We start from the raw sequence: 21,964 nt of genomic DNA, 5'->3' as shown, positions 1-21,964 counted from the left end.
CTTCTCTAGTATATAGTGTAGCGTTAAGTGATAATCCAAGTCAAAAAAAGGCCAATAGAGGGGGCTTCCTTTTTGTTTTTTTAGAAAAACTTTGGTACGCTCTAGTGAAAAGATAAAGGTGTGTGTGTCTTGATTGTTACGGATGAGCAATGGGGAGCAATCCCATTATTACATATTGTAGAAGAACAATTCGCGGACAAAGAAGTGCCTGTCGTTATTTTCCTGCATGGTTTTACAAGTGCCAAGGAGCATAATCTGCATTATGCATATAATATGGCAAAGAAAGGGCTTCGTGTTTTATTGCCAGATGCGCTTTTGCATGGTGCAAGAAGTGAGGATCTGGATGAAGTGCAATTGAGCCTCCGCTTTTGGGAAATCGTTTTGACGTCGATTGAAGAAGTGAAATTTTTGCAAGAAGAACTTGGTAGACGGGGAATCTGGAAGACGGAAAAACTCGGAGTGGGCGGTACGTCGATGGGTGGCATCACGACACTCGGTTGCCTGTCCGTATATGATTGGATCGACGTGGCCACCATTATGATGGGCGCGCCGGGTTATGTCCAACTTTGCAAAGCGCAAATGGCACAATTTGAACGCCGGGGCTTTACATTGCCTATTACGGATGAGGAAAGGAAGAACCTGCTAGAAACACTCGGGACATTCGATCTGACGAAACGGGCTGCCGCATTGAAGCAAAGACCAATCTATTTCTGGCATGGCCAACAGGATACCGTCGTTCCATTTCAGCCGACCTACAATTTTTACGAAGCTGTCAAAAAAGACTATGCACACGTACCTGAGCGGATTGCGTTTGTCTCGGAAGACACTGCGGGACATGCCGTTTCAAGAGCAGGCATGTTACAGTCGGCAGACTGGTTTGCACGTCATTTGAATGAATGAGCTGAACTCTGTTATGATGGGGATAACATATGAACGGAAAGAGGGATGAAAATGAGTAACGATATGAAAGAAAGCATGATGGGTGCGCTGGAAAATGTCATCGACCCGGAACTTGGTGTGGACATCGTCAACTTGGGACTTGTCTATGACGCAGAACTGGACGAGGAAGGCAAAGCGATCGTCACAATGACATTGACATCAATGGGCTGCCCGATGGGACCGCAAATCGTCGCGAACATCAAACAAGAACTGATGGAACTCCCGGAAGTGAAAGACGTGGATGTCAACATCGTATGGAATCCGCCTTGGTCACGAGATAATATGTCCCGCTATGCTAAAATGGCGCTAGGCGTCAGATAACAGAAAATACCTGTGAGCTGTATGACTGATTGACGAGTCATACAGCTTTTTTTGTTGTGTTGAAGGAATATGTATCCCTGCAATTCCATTTTTATTTCAAAATAAAGAAGGGTTTTCAGAATTTTGTCGAATGAGGTTAGAGAGTAGAAAAATGTGAATTGGGAGTGGGAATGATGGCTTTTACAACAGCTGATCTATGTGATGATTTTGCGAATGAGGTACAAATCTGCACGGTGGAATTCAAATCCTATGGGAAAAATAAAAAGTTTTCAGGGCCGATTGCGACTGTCAAAGTATTGGAAGATAATGTGTTGGTGAAAGAAGCTTTGCAGCAAATCCCAGAAGGGAGCGTCCTCGTCGTGGATGGGGGCGGTTCCAGAAGATGTGCATTGATGGGTGACAACTTGGGAGATATTGCGCAAACCCGCAAGCTTGCAGGCGTGATCATTTACGGATGTGTCCGGGATACTGCAGAAATAGCACAACAAAATATCGGTGTCTTGGCAATTGGCAGCAACCCGTTGAGAAGTGTGAAAAATGGGAAAGGAAGCACCGATATTCCATTAAACTTCGGGGATGTCGAATGGGTGCCGAATCATTATGTGTACGCGGATGAAGACGGTGTCATCGTCGCTCCACGTCCATTAATTGGTGAATGATAACTCTTCGGAAAGGGTATACCCTTTCCGAAGGGATTTTTTTATCTTCATTCAGCGGAGGATTCCCACCTCTATAGATAGCGAGAAAAATGCGGTTTTGTTTACCTGTTCAGCGGGTATTCAAACGCCGCTGAACGAAGAATGGAAGGCAACCTAAGTTCGCCGCGTCCTGCGGCAACGGTTGCATGACCTGCATCGTGCAGGCCCGCGGATGTCACAGATTTTGAAAGGAGTGAATTGAGCTTTGCTCAATTCAAAATCTGGACGCAATTACGCCGAGGCGTAATTGATATAAAGGATAAACAAAATTCTTTACTTTGATGAAAAATCATCTTACAATTCTATTAATCAAAGATAGTCAAAGTCAAACTTATTGGAAGGTGAGTGTCTATGAGAATGGCTGGTCAACAGGAAGAGCAACAAGCGCCACTTGAACAATTTGGGCGCAATCTTGTGGAAGAAGTGAAAAAAGGGAAAATGGATCCGGTCATTGGACGGGATGAAGAAATTCGTAATGTCATCCGGATTTTATCAAGAAAGACGAAAAATAATCCGGTGCTTATCGGGGAACCCGGTGTCGGGAAGACAGCGATTGTAGAAGGGCTAGCCCAGCGGATTGTCAAAGGCGATGTGCCGGAAGGATTAAAAGACCGGCGAATTTTCGAATTGGATATGAGTGCATTGATTGCCGGGGCGAAATACCGCGGGGAGTTCGAGGAGCGCTTGAAAGGCGTTCTGAAGCAAGTGAAGGATAGCGACGGTGAAATCATTCTTTTCATCGATGAAATCCATACGATTGTCGGTGCGGGGAAAACCGAAGGGGCGATGGATGCGGGGAATATGTTGAAACCGATGCTCGCTCGTGGGGAGCTCTATTGTATCGGAGCAACGACGCTCGATGAGTATCGCATGTATATTGAAAAAGATCCCGCGCTTGAACGCCGCTTCCAGCAGGTACTCGTTCGCGAACCGTCCGTGGAGGATACGGTGTCGATTTTGCGGGGGCTGAAAGAACGGTTCGAACTTCACCATGGGGTCCGGATTCACGACCGGGCAATCGTTGCGGCGTCGACGTTGTCTGATCGTTACTTGACGGAACGGTTTTTGCCGGATAAGGCGATTGACTTGATCGATGAAGCGAGTGCAATGATCCGGACGGAAATCGACTCGATGCCACAGGAACTCGATGCTGTGACACGTCGCATCATGCAGCTGGAAATTGAAGAACAGGCATTGCGCAAGGAAAAGGATGCGGTCAGTCAAACACGCCTGGAAGCGTTGCGCGATGAGTTGAAAGAACTGAAAGAGTCTTCCGAAGGGATGCGGGAGCAATGGGATGCTGAAAAATCGACGTTGCGCGGCATTCAGGAAAAAAGGGAGCAGCTCGATCGGTATCGACGTGAACTGGAGGAAGCCGAAAATCGTTTCGATTTGAATAAGGCGGCGGAACTCAGTTACGGGAAAATCCCGGCGCTTGAGAAAGAGTTGGCTGAATTGGAAGCCCCACTCGTAGATGGCCGGGAGAGCCGCCTCCTTCGTGAAGAGGTGACAGAAGAGGAAATTGCGACAATTGTAGCGCGTTGGACAGGTATTCCGGTGACGAAACTCGTTGAAGGCGAACGTGAAAAATTGCTCCGTCTGCGTGAAACATTGGAAGAGCGTGTCATCGGGCAAGAGGATGCGGTGCAATTGGTGACGGAAGCGGTTTGGCGTGCACGTGCAGGGATTAAAGATCCCGATAAGCCGATCGGTTCGTTCTTGTTTTTAGGACCTACAGGCGTCGGGAAAACGGAACTCGCGAAGACGCTTGCTGCTACGTTATTTGATTCGGAAGATCATTTTATCCGAATCGATATGTCGGAGTATATGGAGAAACATAGTGTGTCAAGATTGGTCGGTGCACCTCCGGGGTATATCGGTTATGAAGAGGGCGGCCAATTGACAGAAGCGGTCCGTCGCAATCCATATTCCGTCGTGCTTCTTGATGAAATTGAAAAAGCGCATCCCGATGTCGCGAATATTTTATTGCAAGTGCTCGATGACGGGCGGATTACGGATAGCCAAGGAAGACTCGTCAACTTTACGAATACAGTGATTATTATGACGTCGAATATCGGATCGGCATACTTGTTGCAAGGACTGGACGAGACGGGGAATCACGCAACGGAAGATTTGGTCATGGCTGAATTGCGTCGCCATTTCAAACCGGAGCTGTTGAATCGGATGGATGATATTATTATCTTCCACTCGCTAAAAGCGGATTCATTCCGTCTGATCGCTAAGAAAATGCTCGAAGACTTAGTCAAGCGACTGAAAGGGCAAGAAGTGGAGTTGGTCTATACAGATGATGTGCTCGACTGGATTGTCAAAGAAGGGACGGATGCCGAATTCGGTGCGCGTCCATTGAAACGCTTTATCCAGCGACATGTCGAAACCGTTGTCGCCAAAGAGTTGATCAAAGGCGATTTGGGACAAGAAGGCAAGCTTGTTCTCACAATGGAAGAGGATCGTTTGAAAATCAATCACGAATAAATGGAATCGCATAGGTCTGAGGATCTATGCTTTTTTTACGCTCTGCTCAATTTTAGATGTGCATTCTATCGTTTTCGCGTTATGATAATAGATAGACTACTAGAAAAAGGAGAGTGATCGGATGAAAGGAAGAGCTTCATTAAGTCGGCAAATAACGCTGTTTGTTGTTGGGACTATGGTAGCTGTTTTACTAGCGATCGGTATTATTTTATTTTTAAACACATCGAAGACGGTCCAGAAGTCGATCAGCCTTCAAGGGATTAGTACAGCACAACATATTGCGAGTTTACTGAATGCTGCGGAGTATGAACAAGTAACGAATGAGATGACGGAATCTGAATTGTATTGGAAGCTTCGTGCAGAGTTGAAGGAATTGCAGACGTCGAGTGGCGTACTGTTTCTTTATACAATGACCGCACCGGATTCGCCTGATGAACCGGTGCAATTTCTTATCGACGCGGCGGACCCGGATGCTGCAGATGCGATCCAGATCGGTGAATCACATGAATTTACAACATATGAAACAATCAAGGGTGCGCTAAAAGGGGAAGGGAATGCGGCCCCACTTATCGAAGATCCGGATTACGGCAGCTATCTCTCCGCCTTTGCACCATTGTATAACGAACAAGGTGAGAGAATTGCAGTTGTCGGCGTCGATATCGCAGCCGATTCGGTTGGGGCAGTTCGTACTGAAATATTGAAATCGAATTTGCCGCTTTATATCGGCATTATTTTAGTCATTGTTGTCATTGCATTATTGTTGATGAATCAGTTTGTCCGCCGCGCACTCCGTCCATTAGGTGAGATGGAACACGTCGCATCGGAATTTGCTGGAGGCCATTTGACGAAAGCGGAGGAATCCCTCATTTCGGTACAAACGAAAGGGAATAATGAAATCACATCCTTTAAAGGAGCATTCACAGAGTCCTTGATTCAGACGAAAGGACTGATGACGGACGTGAATAAAACCGCCATATCACTTCTCGCCGTGGCGGAGGAATTGACACAAGTGGTCAATGATGTACGTGGCTCGAATGATGAAATTACAAGTAGTATGGCGCAAATTGCAACAACGAGTGAGGTGCAGGAGACGAATAATCGGGAGGTGTTGACAGCGGTGGAAGAAATGGCTGTCGGCATCCAGCGAATCGCGGAGTCCGCCTCGGCAGTTGCGGAAGCATCTGATGTCATGGAAGGTCTCGTGGACACAAGTGTGGCAAATTCACAACAAGTTGCCGATCAGATCAAAGATGTGGAGGTCACTGTCCAAAAATCCGAAACGATTATGCGCAATATTGGCACCAAATTCCAATCGATCGAAGAGATGGTCGGCATGATCACGGATATCGCAGAACAGACGAATCTACTAGCGCTAAATGCAGCCATCGAGGCAGCGCGTGCCGGGGAATCCGGGAAAGGCTTCGCAGTCGTTGCCGGGGATGTGCGGAAGCTTGCAGAAATGTCCCGTCACTCCGCAGAACAGATCCGGGATGAAATGGCGTCATTCCAATTATTGACTTCTAGCGCGATGGTTGAAATGGGGACAAGTGCTACCGGAATGGTGGAAGGCTCGAAAGCGGTTATTCAAGTTGTCGATGATTTGGCAGCTGTGCTCGATACCGTTCGGGACGTCAACGAGGAAATTCAAGATGTATCGGCTGTGACGGAGGAAATGTCGGCCGCTTCTGAGGAAGTGTTGGCTTCGATGGAAGAAGTGATGTCCCTGGCAACCGAAAATGCAGGACGGACACAGTCGGTGGCGGATGCTTCGGCCACCCAACAGAACTCTGTCGATTTACTCGTCAAAACGATTCAATTGCTTAATAACTCTTCAGCGACACTTCGTGAAGATTTAGAGAAATTTGACTAAAAATAAAGGATAAAAAAACCATCTTCCGTGACAGCAGGAGATGGTTTTTTCTTCGCTTATTAATGATCTGCAACTTCGCCTTCTGGAAATGATTCGCCGACGAGAAAGACAAACACAGAAACAATTAGAGAAATAATTACGCCGGGAAGAAATTCAAAAGATACGTTGGCAATTGAACCTGAAACATAGTTCAACATCGATATTAATAAGAAAGACCAAATGAACGTCATGATGAATTGCATGGATTTCACCTCTGTATCACTATTTCACTGTTCATCATATCACAGCACGTACGTGGGAGAAACCATTTTCAACAGACAAAGGCACTTTATTTGGCGAAAAAGTGTCCGTGGGTTGAAAAATCGTTGCAATTCTTTTATGATTAATACCAGGTACTAATATTAGATGATAAGAACGGGGGATGTGGAATGAACGCGGGACTAATAGGCATTGGGAAATACGTGCCGCCAGCTATTTTGACAAATGCGGACCTTGAAAAACGTATGGATACATCAGATGAATGGATTCGGACGATGACGGGTATTGAAGAAAGGCATATTGCGGATGAGTCCATCAACACATCCGACATGGCATATAACGCAGCAGTAGATGCACTGAACAATGCAGGCATCAAACCAGAACAAATCGGACTTATCCTTGTTTCAACCGTTACGCCGGATAAACCGTTTCCTTCTGTTGCAACAATGATCCAAGAACGGCTCGGTGCAAAAAATGCAGCGGCAATGGATGTTTCAGCAGCTTGTGCAGGATTCATGTACGGTGCTGTGACAGCCAAGCACTTTGTTGAAGCGGGAACATATGATTATGTACTAGTTGTGGGAGTAGAGAAGTTATCCAAAGTGACAGACTGGGAAGACCGCAATACAGCAGTTCTTTTCGGAGATGGCGCAGGCGCGGCTGTCATTAGTAAAGTGAGTGAAGGACGGGGAATCCTGTCATTCGAACTTGGTGCAGATGGAACGGGCGGTAAACATCTTTATCAAGATCGGTACATCCACATGAACGGACGTGAAGTGTTCAAGTTTGCGGTCCGTCAAATGGGCGAATCGGCTGAAAGTGTCATTGAGAAGGCAGGATTGACAAAAGAAGATGTCGATTTCTTAATCCCGCATCAAGCGAATATCAGAATTATGGAATCGTCGCGGGAACGCCTTGGCTTACCGATTGAAAAGATGTCCAAAACGATCCATAAATATGGCAATACATCTGCGGCATCTATCCCGATCTCGCTTTTCGATGACTTAGCGGAAGGCCGGATCAAGGATGATGATATCATTGTACTCGTTGGATTTGGCGGAGGTCTGACATGGGGCGCTCTTTGTATCAAATGGGGAAAATGACATGCTATAATAAATGAAGTTTCAACATGGAAAATTAGAATCATTTTTATTCAATAGAGAAGGGAAGTTTTCGCGAATGGAAAAACGACGTGTAGTTGTAACAGGAATCGGTGCGATTTCTCCTGTCGGTAACTCGGCGGAAGAATCATGGCAATCGGTTTTGGCCGGCAAATCGGGCATCGGTCCATTGACAAGGCTTGATAAAGAACAGTTTCCTGTAAAAGTGGCTGCAGAAGTGAAGGATTTTGACATTGAAGCGTACATCCCGCGTAAAGATGCACGTAAAATGGATCGCTTCACGCATTATGCACTCGTCGCCTCAATTATGGCGATGAAAGATGCAGAACTTGAATTGGAAGGTGAGCTGGCTCTTCGTACCGGCGTTTGGATCGGTTCTGGAATCGGCGGAATGGAAACACATGAACAACAATTTAAAACATTCCTTGAAAAAGGCTATCGCCGAGTCAGTCCGTTTTTCGTCCCAATGATGATTCCGGATATGGCGTCAGGACAAGTATCGATTCATCTTGGAGCAAAAGGCATTAACTCTTGTACGGTAACGGCTTGTGCATCAGGTACGAATTCCATCGGGGATGCATTTGAAGTGATTCGGCGCGGAGAAGCGGACGTCATGATCACAGGTGGCGCAGAAGCACCAATCACGACGATGTCAGTTGCAGGATTCTGTGCGAATACAGCACTATCTTTAAATCCGGACCCAGCGACAGCATCACGTCCGTTCGACGCGGAACGTGACGGATTTGTTATCGGGGAAGGGGCAGGAATCCTGATCCTTGAAGAATATGAGCATGCAGTGGCACGTGGGGCGAAAATCTACGCAGAAATGATCGGTTACGGTTCCACGGGAGATGCGCATCATATTACAGCCCCAGCCCCTGGAGGAGAAGGCGGCGCACGTGCAATGGCACAGGCAATCGCAGATGGCGGCATCACGCCGGATCAAATCGATTACATCAATGCCCACGGAACGAGCACACCGTATAACGACCAATTCGAGACGATGGCAGCTAAAACCGTCTTCGGTGAACATGCTTACAAACTGGCAATGAGTTCGACAAAATCGATGACAGGTCACTTATTGGGAGCTGCCGGCGGATTGGAAGCGATCTTCACAGTGAAAGCATTGCAGGAAGGCATCTTGCCGCCGACGATGAACTATGTTAATCCAGACCCTGATTGCGACCTCGACTATGTCGTAAACGAAGCAAGGAAAGCGGATATCACCTACGCCATGAGTAACTCACTCGGCTTTGGTGGCCATAACGCTTCAATCGTCTTTAAGAAACTATAAGATAGAAAAAACGAGTGTCGGCAAAGTCGTAATTTGACTTTGCCGACACTCGTTTTTGGCGGGGTCATAGGTAGAGCGTGGCGCTCAAAGTATCAATCAAGCGCTCAAAGGGAGACACTTGCGCTCAAAGTGTCAATCAAGTGATCAAAGCGGGACACAGGCGCTCAAAGTGTCAATCAAGTGATCAAAGCGGGCCACTGGCGCTCAAAGTAGTAATCCAGCGATCAAAGCGGGACACAAGCGCTCAAAGTAGCAATCCAGCGATCAAAGCAAGAATCAGGCGCTCATACCTGTAATCAAGTGCTCATTCTAAGAGCACCAAATCCTAACAACAGATTAAAGCCCCCTTCGTCTAAAAGGGGGCTAAACATTCATATAATGTAAAAAATCCAAAGGACGATGCAAAATGACACGCACATTTCTATTTCTCATTAGTTATGGACTCATTGTCATCACGATCTCCAATATGATTTTCTACTTCAACTACAGAGCACTTGGATATGAGTGGAATGAGATTTTCCGGTATATTGTTCAGACAGCGGATTTTGCCCTTTTTATCATCGCTGCGTGCATCCTGATCCTTACCGTCTACGCCCGAGTCCCATCGCGGCTTCCATTTTCGCGACAGTGACGGATGCAATGGCATTGGCTTTCTCTGCACCTTTATCGAGAATTTCATCAAGGACAGGCGATTCAAGTAACTCATAATATTTTTCTTGAATCGGTGTTAAATGTGCAACGACCGCTTCAGCGACGCCGGCTTTGAAAGCGCCATAGCCTAACCCTTCATATTTCACAACAAGATCATCAATCGATACGCCACTTAATGCGGATTCAATGGTAAGCAAGTTCGAAACGCCCGGCTTATTTTCTACATCATATTTTACAACGCCATCGGAATCGGTGACGGCACTTTTAATTTTCTTTTCGATTTCCTTCGCAGTATCAAGGAGAGAAATGGTGCCTTTTTTATTCGGATCGGACTTGCTCATTTTCTTCAGTGGATCCTGGAGGGATTTGATACGGGCACCGTTTTTCGGAAACCGGGCTTCCGGGATTGTTAAAACATTTCCATATCTCGAGTTGAAACGTTCCGCCAAATCACGAGTCAGTTCCAAATGCTGTCTTTGGTCTTCGCCGACAGGGACGATATCCGTATTATATACCAGGATGTCAGCAGCCATTAACGGCGGATAGGTGAGCAAAGCAGCTGAAACACCTTCCTGCCCTTCGGATTTGTCTTTGAATTGTGTCATCCGTTCAAGCTCACCAATATAGGAAATGCTCTGCATCATCCAGCCGGCTTGTGCATGTGCGGGAACTTCCGATTGGATGAACAGCACTGCTTTTTCCGGATCGATACCACTTGCGATATAAATCGCTGCGAGAGAGCGGATCGTTTTTGCTAATTCGGCAGGATCTTGCTGTACGGTAATTGCATGTTGGTCTACAATACAAAATAGACATTCATACTCATGTTGCAGTTCTGTAAATTGGCGGAATGCCCCGATATAGTTGCCAAGCGTGACAACCCCGGTCGGCTGTACGCCGGAAAAAATGGTTTTCATAAAAATCTCCTCCATGTTCGTGTTCTAAATACAAAAAAAACATCAGCTGTCCCCTGTGAAAGGGACGACTGATGTTTGATCAACCGTGGTACCACCCGAATTGCCCGAAGGCCACTCTAAAATCCCGTAACGCGGGGGACGTGACAAGCTACTCTGTAAATCATCCATTCATAGGATGATTTCCCACTACTTCACCTGTCAGGCTCAGGAACCCACTTCCTCCGATCTGCCCACCTGTTCGCACCAACCACAGGCTCTCTGCAAGAATCATGATCGGCATACTTTTTCCGTCAACGCCAATTCGCTCTACTGTTTCCAAAATTATAATATGGTCATGTCCAAATTGCAAGAGGCGGCTTTATAATATAAATATGGAAAGTCCAGAAAAGTGTGTGATTTCTGGACTTTTTTTAAGTTTGATGAAACCTTTTTCGAGTCTGAAACGTATTATATAGTGTACTCCGTTTTTCAATTAGATAGTTTCTAAATGAGAAATTTTTTTATTTGACAAATCAGATGTTTAAACATTTAAATCTTCGGGTATAACAGTAAAGAACAAGAAATCGTAAAACGAAATGCTTCAGAAAAGCCGATTATATTATGGAATTGTGACAATCCCCTATGATTAAGTAAGTTTTTTTGAAAAAAGTGTATTCATCGCTTCTGAATATGTGTATAATAGGAATAGGAACAAATAGTTTAAAATCATTCTAATTTATCTATAGAAATAGCTGTCAAAACATTTTAGCCGACTGAAAGGAAGTGTCAGCATATGATGGTTACACTATTTACCTCACCAAGCTGTACATCATGCAGAAAAGCAAAAGCATGGTTGGAGGAGCATGAAATCCCATATACAGAACGAAATATTTTTTCTGAACCATTGAATATTGATGAGATAAAAGAGATTCTTCGTATGACTGAAGATGGTACGGATGAAATCATTTCAACAAGATCTAAAATATTCCAAAAGCTAAATGTTGATGTGGAAAGTCTTCCATTACAACGTCTTTATGAGTTGATACAAGAGCATCCGGGTCTATTGAGAAGACCAATCATTCTGGATGAAAAAAGGCTGCAGGTAGGGTATAATGAAGATGAGATTCGTCGATTCCTACCAAGAAAAGTAAGAGCCTATCAGCTACTTGAAGCACGACGCATGGTAAACTAAACATACAATAATGTAGGGCTGATAGGAGCAGACATTGTAAAATGCCTTATACCTATCGGCTTTTTGTATTTCTCTTGCTTTCCTGAAGGATGTTCTCTACAATGCTATTACTATCAAAATTACACGTCAACAGGCGGAACCCTTTCAAATCCTGTTCGACGGTCATATAGTAAGAATAAGCATTGCAGGTTGTTTACTAACATTGAAAGAAACAAGTAAAACTTGTTCTGGAGGAAGGGAGAGGAATAGAGATGGAAATAGAGCGCATCAATGAAAATACTGTTAAGTTTTTCCTTTCATATATGGATATTGAAGAGCGAGGCTTCACCCGCGAAGAAGTATGGTATAACCGCGACAAAAGCGAGGAACTTTTCTGGGAAATGATGGATGAAGTCAATGATGAGGCCGAGTTTGAGGCGGAAGGTCCATTGTGGATACAAGTGCACGCAATGAGCGGTGGTATCGAAGTAACTGTGACACGAGCACAACTATCCGAGGATGGCGAGCCATTAGATTCACCATTTGGAGTAGACGATCCGAGGAAATTGTTTCAACATCACGATGAACTGTTTGAAAACGATGAAGATTCAACGTCGGCGATGGATAGGGGAGCATTTGAATGGAACGACAATATGTTTGTGTTTAACGAATTCGACGATCTGATCCCGTTGGCAGTACGAGCGGCTGACTATGAGGCTAAGACATCGCTCTATTCGTATGAAGATAAATACTATATTTACTTGGAATACGATGACGAAGTGATGAAAAACGCAAGAAAATCCGATCTATACAGTGTACTATCTGAGTTCGGTACACCGTCCAATATGACGATTCATCGTATAAGAGAGTACGGTACTCTGATTATGGATGAGGACGTCTTTTCAAAAATTCAAGCTTATTTTTCAGCATAATATAGACAGAATTGCGGACAGCTACCTCAAGGGTGGCTGTTTTTTTGGTTGTCTAGGCAGGCGCCCTGCGCTTTTGTTCTGGATGTAGAAAGTTGATTTGCGGTTGGAAAATTCGTAAAATAAAAATGAAGGGAGGGAGCTTTCATACTCACAGCTAAAACAAAAGAAGGAAAACTGATTGTTCTTACGAAAGCGCTTCGGAAGGAGCAATTGAAAAAGTGGCGACAATCCCAGAGCTTTTATTGTCCGCAGTGTAAGAAACCGGTTCAATTGAAAATTGGAGAGATCGTGACACCTCATTTCGCGCATAAGAAAAATGAAGCCTGTCCAAGTTTCTTTTCTGAAGGAGAGTCCAAAGATCATCTCCAAGGGAAGCAGCAATTGTATTTATTTTTTCAAAAACATGCGGACCATGTTGAACTTGAACCTTATTTCAAAATGTTGGCCCAACGTCCAGATCTGCTTGTCAATAGTGGAAATAAGCGAATCCCTATCGAATTCCAATGCAGTACAATCCCTGTCGCTGATATGGAATCCCGCTCAGCGGGCTACCGGAGCATAGGAATGGACCCGGTTTGGATCTTACGTACGCCCGAAAAATTTATTGGCCTTCCACAAGGTGTTGGTATTTTTCATTTGTCCCATTTCGAAGAACATTTTTTGACCCGTCGTTCCCCTGAAGGTCGTGTCCTTCTGACGTATCATCCCCAAACAGAACGCTTCCATTATTACAGTAGTCTATTCCACGTAGTAGGAAATCGCCATATCGGCATTCATCGAACTTTATCGAGTTCGCTTCAAATCTTTCCCTTTGCACGTCCAAAAACACCAACTGTAGAAGATTTACAAAAATATACGACAATCTATTTATCGATGCGCGATCAATTTTTACAATCGCGCATATTATTGAATCGGAAAGGGATCCGCGATTCTTTTTTACGCATCTGTTATGAATTGCGTCTTGTACCAACCGAACTTCCGTTATGGATCGGCGTGCCAGTGAGAGGAAGTGATGCATTCCGGGAACATGATTGTGAATGGCAATTGGCATTGCATTATTATATGAGACGGCATGGAGTCAGTTTAAATAATTTGTCACAAGTGCATGTTAGAAAGTATCTCGCCAGAACGAATCAGACATCCGAAAGGAAAGAGTATGCCTGTTTAGCCTATCGTGATTTCCTTCACGCTGTCGGTATTGACCCATTCCGTTATCATGGCGACATCGACGAGAAATGCCTACATGCATTTATATCGAAGAGATTCCTTGCAAAGGGAAATGAAAATTGAGAAAATAAGACTGATTCGTTATCCGAAATAAAAGTGAAGGGAGATAATACATGTCAACTGAAACGAATAAGAAAGTATTAGCCCGTGACGAAGTAAAAGTGGAGGAAACATGGCGCTTGGAAGATATCTTTGCAACAGATGAGGTGTGGGAAAAAGAGTATGCCGAAGTGGAGGAACTTGCAAAGAACGCTGAATCCTATAAAGGGACGCTTCATCAGGGAGCAGAGGCTCTTTTTGAAGCCTTAACGTATCGTGATAACTTGTCTGAGAGACTGCGCAGACTTTATACGTATGCGCACTTGAAGAGCGACCAGGATACGACAAATAGCTTTTATCAGGCCATGGATAGCCGTATCAAATCACTCTACGTAAAAGTATCGACAGCCCTGTCTTATTTCCTTCCAGAGCTCTTGGCCATCGATGAAGATGAATTGGATAAATTCGTCGAGGAATATGATGAGTTAAAACTTTATAAACAGGAATTTGAAGAGGTCAATACACAACGACCGCATGTATTGCCAGCGGAGCAAGAAGCTTTAATCGCGCAACTATCAGAAGTGACGAGTAATGCTTCGGCAACGTTCAGCATGTTGAACAATGCAGACTTAACATTCCCATCTGTCAAAGATGAAAACGGGGAAGAAGTTGAATTATCGCATGGCCGTTATATCCGCTTCTTGGAAAGTGATGATCGTCGAGTTCGCGAAGATGCTTTTATGGCCATGTATTCCAAGTACGGAGAATTCAAAAATACATTCGCTACCACGCTGTCAGGCAATGTCAAAGGGAATAATGTCAACGCGCGCATCCGGAACTATGCATCTGCGCGGGAAGCGGCAATGTCCAACAATCATATTCCTGAACAAGTGTATGATAACCTGGTCGCGACGATTAATAACAATGTCCATCTGCTGCAACGGTATGTAGCGCTTCGGAAAAAGATGTTCGAATTAGAAGAGTTGCATATGTGGGATTTATATGCCCCGCTCGTTCAAGATGTCAATATGGAAATCACGTATGAAGAAGCGACGAAGACCATGTTGGATAGTTTCCATCCATTAGGTGAGGAATATGTATCCATCGTGAAAGAAGGGCTGGAAAACCGTTGGGTCGATGTCCGTGAAAACAAAGGGAAACGTTCCGGCGCTTATTCTTCTGGCACATATGGAACAAACCCGTATATCCTGATGAATTGGCAAGACAATGTAAATAACCTCTTTACGCTCGCCCATGAATTTGGGCATAGTGTACACAGTTATTACTCTAGAAAAACACAGCCATTCATTTATAGCGGTTATTCCATCTTTGTCGCGGAAGTGGCTTCTACGGTGAATGAGGCTCTGTTGAATGACCATTTATTGAAAACAATCGATGATGAGCAGAAGCGGATTTATCTGTTAAATAATTGGTTGGACGGATTCCGAGGTACGGTTTTCCGCCAAACGATGTTTGCGGAATTCGAACATAAAATCCACGAGCTTGACCAACAAGGAATTCCTTTAACGGCTGAAAAGTTGACAGAAGAGTATTATGCCCTGAACAAGAAATATTTTGGGGAGGATTTGGTTGTTGACGAAGAGATTGGACTCGAATGGGCTCGAATCCCGCATTTCTACTATAACTATTATGTGTATCAGTATGCGACGGGCTATAGTGCAGCCGTTTCTCTTAGCAATCAAATCTTGACGGAAGGGAAGCCGGCAGTCGACCGGTACATCAATTACTTCCTGAAAGCCGGTTCATCCGATTATCCGATCGAAGTACTGAAAAAAGCGGGTGTAGATATGACGAGCGTTGCGCCGATTGAAGAAGCCTGCCGAGTCTTTGAAGAGAAATTAAACGAACTTGAATCACTTCTATTGAACAAATAATCGCTGGTTGCGAAAAGGGGCCGACTGTCATACGTGACGGACCGGCCCCTTTTTCGTCAAGTTTGGTTATAAAACGACAGAAAGAGGAATGATTCTCCAAATGTAAACGCTTTTTGTGACAGTCATGTGAAATTCCTTGTGAAAAGTTGATGCAACTATTATTTTGTGATAAAGTAAGGATGTGAAATAAATCACATACCAAACATACACCCCTTTTGTTTGAACGTGAACATTTCTCCCATTCCCTTTGTAAAAGAGCATCCACTCCCCCCCAGGAGTCGGATGCTCTTTTCTGTTTCAGGCTGAAGGAATTCCCGATTTTAAAGCATAAACATACATATCACAAAAAAACTTCCTCACCGATTTTTGAGTGAGGAAGTTTTTTTATAATATTATTTTTGCTTTTTCCGCCATAATGTAATGTCTTCAATGGTCATTCTTTCAACATGTTGTTGGAGCAGGCGTTTTTTCAGTTCGCGTTCTGCGGATCGTTCAGGAAGATTATAAATATCTGCGATTTCCGCTGTTGTCAGCGTATCGAAACGTTGGAACAAATCTTCGAGGGAAGGCGGTAAGTCAGGAATGATCGCTGCATCCAGCAATTCCTCTAAAATTTGTTCGTATACTTCGTATCCATAAAGGCCGCTCACTTTTAAACCTTCATCTTCTATATTCTCATTGAAAAATACAAATGTAGGAGACTGTTCAACTTCCATTTCTTTTGACATATACAAGTCAACCTGCAAGGAACGCAAGACATTTTTGGATGGAAAATCACGAATGAATTCATCAACATCAAGGTTGACCTTTTGAGCAATTTCGACGAGTACGGAAAAAGACGTCACGTCGCGAGATTTTAAAAAGGAATATTCCAACATTTTGCTCAAAAAACGAAACCCTGCTCGCTTACCTTGGAATTCAGCCGCTTTGACAGCGATCGAAGGAAAAGTGGGATGTGTTCGTTCGCAAGCGAGCGCATCTTCCACTTTTTGCGTACATTTTGAATTCATGGTCGGTAAAGAAGAGCGCAGGGCGATCCGAAGTGTAAAATAGCGCTCATATTCAACTTGCAATTTTCGAAGGAGTGGTTGGATTGACCAGCAATCCCCACAGAGTGGGTCAAGAAATACATATAATTCAATGGGTCTAGTTAACGTTGAAGGACTGATTGGATTTTCCAATAGCGTTCGCTTGTTCACGTATACTTCTCCTCCCCGCTTCTGTTCACCATATGATGAGCAGTTAAGACGAGGCGTTTGTAATACGTCTCACGAAATTTCCCTTCTAGTCCGACTTCATCCATCGCCTCGGCCATACAGGCAAGCCATGCCTCCGCTTGAACCGGAGAAATCGGGAAAGGCATATGACGGGCTTTCATCATAGGGTGACCATGTTCTTCTGTATATAAATTGGGTCCACCTAAATATTGGGTTTGAAATTGTTTTTGTTTACGTGCTGTTTCTGTCAGGTCTTTCGGGAAAATCGGATACAGGTCCGGGTGTACGGCCACTTTTTCATAAAACAGGTCGATGAGTTCCGATAATTTCTCAGCACCGATCTCCTCATAAGGGATCAAAGGTTTTCGCATCATCATGTCAATCTCCTTTGTTCTGACTGTATGGACATTCTACCAACCTGTCGGGATTTTCACAAATAAACCGCTTGGACATCCATTGCAAGATGGTTAAGAAAATCTAAATCCGATAGTAGTTTAGCACTTTGCTGACATATTGCTCTGTTTCTTTAAAGGGAGGAATCCCTCCATATTTTTTAACATTACCGGGTCCCGCATTATAGGCGGCAAGTGCTAATTGAATATCTCCACCAAACTGATCAAGCATTTGTCTTAAATATTTAGTCCCGCCCATAATGTTCTGGGCTGGGTCGAAACTATCTGCTACACCGAGGAACTTGGCTGTTCCTGGCATAAGTTGCATGAGTCCTTGTGCTCCAGCACGACTGACTACATGATTATTGAAATTCGACTCCTGTCTAATGACCGCGGCGATCAGTTTGTCAGGAATCCCATATTTTTCAGCAGCTTGCCGAATAATGGTTTCATAGCTTCCGATGGCGCTTTGTCCTATCGAAGCTGAACCGCTTTTGGTTTCCGTTGTCGCCGTGAGAGCAGTTTGCAAGGAGATGGGTAAAAATACTTGTTGACTACCAGTATAATGCAAGCTTTCAAGCGCTGTATGCTGTCCGTTGTACGATGAGGATAAGGTGTCCGTGATAGTGGAGTTCCCTAAGAGCTCTTCAAGCATGACATTGAACATGGAAGAAGAGGTTGCGTTTGACCCCGCGTATGACTGGACGGCTCCAAAAGATTGCATCGCGTTGAGCTCCATCAAAGTGCGAATTGTACGCGTATCGATGACAAACATTCCTTTCTGCTTCAAGCGTTTGATCAGGTCAAGCGATTCCGCATCTCCATTATACCAATTTCCACTGAAAAACGCATTTTCTAAACTGCAAGGGCGCGCATCATATGGTAGACTAAACGTAATGACAGGTGAAGGGAAGAAGAGATTGTGAGCAACTTAAATCAAATCGATCAGGGAATTTTGAATGGAAATCACGTCCATTTTATAGTAGCGGAAAAGACGAAGGCACCTGAAGGGAAGCCAGCGGGAAAAATGATCACGGATACCGATGCATTTTCATTTGTCTATTTATTTGATGCGGAGGATGGCTATGTCTATTATCATTTTCCGCAAGCGGTTTGGCCGATGATGGTGGAGGCTTTGAAAACGGATGTAGATCCGGTTCTTTCATGGAACGACGGGGAAGTGACATTGAACGGTTTCAAGGAAGAGCTGACGATGTTGATTTTCAATATTGAGGGCAATGATAATTACGGGCAAAGCTTCTCGACAGCTGTTGAACAAACATTCAGTTCAATACTTCAAAACGCGGAATAACAGCTAGGAGGGATTCGGATGAGGCAGTGGAATCAATTTCTTGCACCATACAAACAAGCGGTAGATGAATTGAAAGTGAAATTGAAAGGGTTGCGTGCTCAGTATGAGCTGGAAGATGTACATACACCGGTTGAGTTTGTAACGGGCAGAGTGAAGCCGTTGGCGAGTATTTATGATCGTACACTTGAAAAAGGCATTCCATTTGAGCCATCAGCCGAACTTGCTGCAGAATTGCCTGATATTGCAGGTGTACGGATCATGTGTCAATTTGTGGATGATATCGAAAAGGTAGTCGAGACATTGCGCGAGCGAAAAGATCTTGAAATCGTCGAAGATCGGGACTATATTTCGAATAAAAAACCGAGTGGATACCGTTCTTATCATATGATCATCAATTATCCGGTCCAGACGATTCATGGAGAAATATCGATTTTGGCGGAAATCCAGATCCGGACGTTGGCGATGAACTTCTGGGCATCCATCGAACATTCCTTAAACTATAAGTATGAAGGCGAAATGCCGGATGAAATTAGGCATCGGCTGGAACGGGCGGCTGAAGCAGCTTTTCAACTCGATGAAGAAATGTCGCAAATCCGCGATGAAATTCGAGATGCACAACAGTATTTCAGTGCGTTTAAAGAAACAGCCACAAGAAGTTACGAGAAAAAGAAACGGAAAAAGAGGTAATGAGTATGAGGTTTGCCATACAATCGAGGAATGATGCATTATCGAATCGGCTAATGGACGAAGCGAAAAACTATTTACAAGATTTCGGTCTCGTTTTCGATGAAAGGGAACCGGAAATCGTCCTGTCAATCGGCGGGGACGGCACATTATTGCATGCATTCCATAAGTATCAGCATCGTTTGCAAGACACATCATTTGTCGGCATCCATACGGGACACCTTGGGTTTTATGCAGACTGGAAGCCCGAAGAGTTGGAGAAGCTGGTCATTTCCATTGCCCGGATGGAATTCAATGTGATCGAATATCCGCTGCTTGAGGTGACCATTAACTATCAAAATACGAAAGAAAGTGCAAAGTATCTTGCGTTGAATGAGTCGACCGTCAAGTCTCCTGAGGTGACACTTGTCATGGACGTAGAATTGAATGGAGGACTTTTTGAACGGTTCCGGGGCGATGGGCTTTGTGCTTCCACACCTTCCGGCTCGACTGCATACAATAAAGCGCTTGGGGGAGCCATTATTCATCCTTCCCTCATGGCCTTTCAATTAACTGAAATGGCGTCCATTAACAATCGGGTGTTTCGTACAGTTGGCTCGCCACTCGTATTGCCGGATCATCATAAATGCGTGCTCACGCCGGTGAATAGTCCTGACTTCATGGTGACCATCGATCATTTGCAGCTACTCCACAAAGATGTGAAATCGATTGAGTACACGGTGGCGGATGAAAGGGTCCGTTTTGCACGTTTTCGCCCATTCCCATTCTGGAAACGCGTCCAAGATTCATTTATCGACAGCGATGATGAATAAGGACGGGCAAGATCAGCGATTCCAGATGACATTCCATGTGGAGGAAGGCGATGTCCTGTTACGTGAATTTCTACATGCGAAAGGCATTTCCAGGAGAACATTGACTGCGACGAAATATGAAGGTGGACATATTTCGGTGAATGGGATTGAACGGAATGTCCGGCATCCATTGCAAATAGGCGATCTTGTAGTCGTCCATTTTCCCCCCGAGCAACCAAGTGCGGGATTGCGGGCGGAAGAGGGAGAATTAGCCATTCTCTATGAAGATGAGGCATTTATCATTGTGGACAAACCTGCCGGACAAAGCACAATTCCATCCCGTGACCATCCGACAGGCACAGTTGCCAATCTTGTAGCCGGCAAATTTGCTCGTGAACGACTTCCGGCTACGGTCCATGTTGTTACGCGGCTGGATCGGGATACGTCAGGACTTCTATGCATCGCTAAAAACCGGCATATCCATCATCTGTTAAGCGAGCAGATGATGGCTTCCGGATTTCATCGCGAGTACAATGCCGTTGTTGAAGGGTGGCCCGAACTAGATCGTTTTGTGATCAATCAGCCGCTCGGACGGAAAGAAGGCAGTATCATTGAGCGGGTCGTGCGTCAAGATGGGCAATACGCCCGGACCGATGTTGAAGTCCTTCGACGATTGCAACGAAATGGACAGAACTTCGCATTGGTCAAGCTTGTCCTTCACACGGGGAGGACGCATCAGATCCGTGTGCATATGCAGTGGAAAGGGCATCCATTAAGCGGAGATGATCTCTATGGCGGATCAACTGAAATGATCGGACGTCAAGCTTTGCACTGTGCAACGCTCGGTTTCACCAATCCGCTAACAGGGACCTATCAACTTTTTAACAGTGATCTTCCTTTCGATATGCAATACATGATCAGCCAAACGTTGTAAATTTCTCTTCAATGAATGGCTGTAAAGAAGTTGTGGATATAACTTCCATTTCAGGAAATCGTAATGCAGTTAGTTTTCCGCCAAACACACAACCGGTATCTACATTGACGGTATGATTGACAAAGCGTGCTTCTTTTACAGGCGTATGGCCATAGACAATCCAAGCGTCGCCTTTATAATGTTTGGCCCAATCACGCCTGACGGGTCTTCCATCTGGTAATTTCTTGCCGGTGATATCGCCGTAGAGGACAAAAACGCGTATTTTTTCCGAGTAAGGTGCACCAATCATATTGGCAAGGATCCCTGCATGTGACACGATAAGCTTGTTATCATCTAACATCAGATATAAGGGGAGCGCTTCGTAAAATTGACGGTAGCGATTTAAAAAAGAGATCCGTTCCATCGCAGGTAGTGCATCGATTTCAGCTACCGTCGTTTCCAATCCATGGGCCAGTTTTACGTTATTCCCTTTCGCATAGCGATAAAGTTTATTGCAATGATTTCCCGGGGAATATTGAAGTATACCTGCATCCTGCATCTTGAAAAGCAATCGCAACATGTTGAGGGATTCCGGTCCCCGATCCATCGCGTCTCCGACGAAAACGAGCTTTCTGCCGTCGGGATGCACCGGTAAACCGGTTTCCATCGTATAGCCGAGCTTTTCACTTAACGATACGAATTCTTGGTAACAGCCATGAATGTCGCCGATAATATCAAATTTCATATCCGCTCTCATCCTTTCATCGATTGTGTTTTCTATAGCTATAGATTACCCTGAAATGATGTGGAGATGCAGAGTTGGGATTGATTCAGCCGCAGCGTAAAATAG

Annotated in this window: 22 protein-coding genes and 1 other annotated feature; of the genes, 16 read left to right on the top strand and 6 right to left on the bottom strand. The window is 44.7% G+C overall.

The features are described 5' to 3' along the window. Nucleotides 1-120: 120 nt before the first annotated feature. From MHZ95_RS03240 to MHZ95_RS03220, 5 genes are all read left to right on the top strand, one after another. Entirely contained in the window at nt 121-900 is a 780-nt protein-coding gene (locus tag MHZ95_RS03240) for a prolyl oligopeptidase family serine peptidase (protein WP_370642875.1), read from the top strand. 51 nt (nt 901-951) lie between these two features. Beyond that, complete coding sequence (locus tag MHZ95_RS03235) at nt 952-1,260, top strand: metal-sulfur cluster assembly factor (RefSeq protein WP_239389049.1); 309 nt, start codon at nt 952-954, stop codon at nt 1,258-1,260. Between the two features lie 173 nt (nt 1,261-1,433). Continuing rightward, nucleotides 1,434-1,919, top strand: coding sequence for a ribonuclease E activity regulator RraA (rraA, locus tag MHZ95_RS03230; RefSeq protein ID WP_239389048.1), 486 nt, complete (start codon nt 1,434-1,436; stop codon nt 1,917-1,919). 396 nt (nt 1,920-2,315) lie between these two features. Further along, complete coding sequence (locus MHZ95_RS03225) at nt 2,316-4,451, top strand: ATP-dependent Clp protease ATP-binding subunit (RefSeq protein ID WP_239389196.1); 2,136 nt, start codon at nt 2,316-2,318, stop codon at nt 4,449-4,451. A 121-nt stretch (nt 4,452-4,572) separates the two neighbouring features. Next, nucleotides 4,573-6,321 (top strand): methyl-accepting chemotaxis protein, encoded by a 1,749-nt coding sequence (locus tag MHZ95_RS03220; protein WP_239389047.1) that lies wholly within the window; start codon nt 4,573-4,575, stop codon nt 6,319-6,321. A 59-nt stretch (nt 6,322-6,380) separates the two neighbouring features. Here the strand turns inward: MHZ95_RS03220 and MHZ95_RS03215 are convergent, their stop codons facing one another. Beyond that, entirely contained in the window at nt 6,381-6,563 is a 183-nt protein-coding gene (locus MHZ95_RS03215; protein ID WP_239389046.1) for a DUF2929 family protein, read from the bottom strand. Nucleotides 6,564-6,749: 186 nt separating this feature from the next. Here MHZ95_RS03215 and MHZ95_RS03210 point away from each other — a divergent pair, with 186 nt between their 5' ends. The 3 genes from MHZ95_RS03210 (at nt 6,750) to MHZ95_RS21050 (ending at nt 9,625) form a co-directional block, all read left to right on the top strand. Continuing rightward, nucleotides 6,750-7,682, top strand: coding sequence for a beta-ketoacyl-ACP synthase III (locus tag MHZ95_RS03210; protein ID WP_239389045.1), 933 nt, complete (start codon nt 6,750-6,752; stop codon nt 7,680-7,682). Nucleotides 7,683-7,758: 76 nt separating this feature from the next. Then, entirely contained in the window at nt 7,759-8,994 is a 1,236-nt protein-coding gene (gene fabF, locus MHZ95_RS03205; protein WP_239389044.1) for a beta-ketoacyl-ACP synthase II, read from the top strand. 406 nt (nt 8,995-9,400) lie between these two features. Further along, entirely contained in the window at nt 9,401-9,625 is a 225-nt protein-coding gene (locus MHZ95_RS21050) for a YuzI family membrane protein (RefSeq protein ID WP_483315923.1), read from the top strand. On the opposite strand, the gene trpS is transcribed toward MHZ95_RS21050, so the two are convergent. Further along, entirely contained in the window at nt 9,576-10,562 is a 987-nt protein-coding gene (gene trpS / locus MHZ95_RS03200; protein ID WP_239389043.1) for a tryptophan--tRNA ligase, read from the bottom strand. The genes MHZ95_RS21050 and trpS overlap by 50 nt on opposite strands. Nucleotides 10,563-10,619: 57 nt before the next feature. Beyond that, nucleotides 10,620-10,865 (bottom strand) — a binding site (T-box leader). 472 nt (nt 10,866-11,337) lie between these two features. On the opposite strand from trpS, the gene spxA reads away from it, so the two are divergent. The 4 genes from spxA to pepF all read left to right on the top strand — a co-directional run bounded on the left by spxA (nt 11,338) and on the right by pepF (nt 15,805). Then, entirely contained in the window at nt 11,338-11,733 is a 396-nt protein-coding gene (spxA, locus tag MHZ95_RS03195) for a transcriptional regulator SpxA (protein WP_186669618.1), read from the top strand. 251 nt (nt 11,734-11,984) lie between these two features. Beyond that, nucleotides 11,985-12,644: an adaptor protein MecA gene (gene mecA / locus MHZ95_RS03190; protein WP_239389042.1), complete on the top strand. Its 660-nt coding sequence runs from the start codon at nt 11,985-11,987 to the stop codon at nt 12,642-12,644. Nucleotides 12,645-12,788: 144 nt separating this feature from the next. Beyond that, nucleotides 12,789-13,934 carry a competence protein CoiA gene (locus MHZ95_RS03185; RefSeq protein ID WP_370642889.1) on the top strand — a complete coding sequence of 382 codons (1,146 nt, stop codon included), beginning with the start codon at nt 12,789-12,791 and terminating at the stop codon, nt 13,932-13,934. A 50-nt stretch (nt 13,935-13,984) separates the two neighbouring features. Next, nucleotides 13,985-15,805 (top strand): oligoendopeptidase F, encoded by a 1,821-nt coding sequence (gene pepF / locus MHZ95_RS03180; RefSeq protein WP_239389041.1) that lies wholly within the window; start codon nt 13,985-13,987, stop codon nt 15,803-15,805. A gap of 392 nt (nt 15,806-16,197) precedes the next feature. Here pepF and MHZ95_RS03175 read toward each other — a convergent pair whose 3' ends face one another. From MHZ95_RS03175 to MHZ95_RS03165, 3 genes are all read right to left on the bottom strand, one after another. Continuing rightward, nucleotides 16,198-17,004: a DsbA family protein gene (locus MHZ95_RS03175; RefSeq protein ID WP_239389040.1), complete on the bottom strand. Its 807-nt coding sequence runs from the start codon at nt 17,002-17,004 to the stop codon at nt 16,198-16,200. Then, the gene (locus tag MHZ95_RS03170) at nt 17,001-17,396 is read right to left on the bottom strand and encodes a globin domain-containing protein (protein WP_239389039.1); all 396 of its coding nucleotides are present in this window, start codon (nt 17,394-17,396) and stop codon (nt 17,001-17,003) included. Before MHZ95_RS03170 ends, MHZ95_RS03175 begins: the two co-directional genes overlap by 4 nt. A 103-nt stretch (nt 17,397-17,499) precedes the next feature. After that, complete coding sequence (locus MHZ95_RS03165) at nt 17,500-18,138, bottom strand: lytic transglycosylase domain-containing protein (RefSeq protein WP_239389038.1); 639 nt, start codon at nt 18,136-18,138, stop codon at nt 17,500-17,502. Between the two features lie 198 nt (nt 18,139-18,336). On the opposite strand from MHZ95_RS03165, the gene MHZ95_RS03160 reads away from it, so the two are divergent. Genes MHZ95_RS03160 through MHZ95_RS03145 form a run of 4 tightly spaced genes read left to right on the top strand, consistent with a single transcriptional unit; the run spans nt 18,337 to nt 21,135 of the window. Next, nucleotides 18,337-18,726, top strand: a complete 390-nt coding sequence (locus MHZ95_RS03160; protein WP_239389037.1) for a UPF0738 family protein — start codon at nt 18,337-18,339, stop codon at nt 18,724-18,726. An 18-nt stretch (nt 18,727-18,744) separates the two neighbouring features. Beyond that, entirely contained in the window at nt 18,745-19,413 is a 669-nt protein-coding gene (gene yjbM / locus MHZ95_RS03155; RefSeq protein ID WP_255726532.1) for a GTP diphosphokinase, read from the top strand. Between the two features lie 5 nt (nt 19,414-19,418). Then, nucleotides 19,419-20,222, top strand: a complete 804-nt coding sequence (locus tag MHZ95_RS03150) for an NAD kinase (protein WP_239389036.1) — start codon at nt 19,419-19,421, stop codon at nt 20,220-20,222. Further along, complete coding sequence (locus tag MHZ95_RS03145) at nt 20,119-21,135, top strand: RluA family pseudouridine synthase (protein ID WP_370642874.1); 1,017 nt, start codon at nt 20,119-20,121, stop codon at nt 21,133-21,135. Before MHZ95_RS03150 ends, MHZ95_RS03145 begins: the two co-directional genes overlap by 104 nt. On the opposite strand, the gene prpE is transcribed toward MHZ95_RS03145, so the two are convergent. Next, nucleotides 21,119-21,859, bottom strand: coding sequence for a bis(5'-nucleosyl)-tetraphosphatase PrpE (prpE, locus tag MHZ95_RS03140; RefSeq protein WP_239389035.1), 741 nt, complete (start codon nt 21,857-21,859; stop codon nt 21,119-21,121). The two genes, MHZ95_RS03145 and prpE, sit on opposite strands and share 17 nt — an antisense overlap. Nucleotides 21,860-21,964 lie beyond the last annotated feature (105 nt).

Origin of the sequence: Sporosarcina sp. ACRSM (assembly GCF_022346545.1) — a bacterium.
Taxonomy (GTDB): Bacteria; Bacillota; Bacilli; order Bacillales_A; family Planococcaceae; genus Sporosarcina.
Note: the sequence above shows the minus strand (reverse complement) of the source record. Positions and strands in the feature narration are given on the sequence as shown.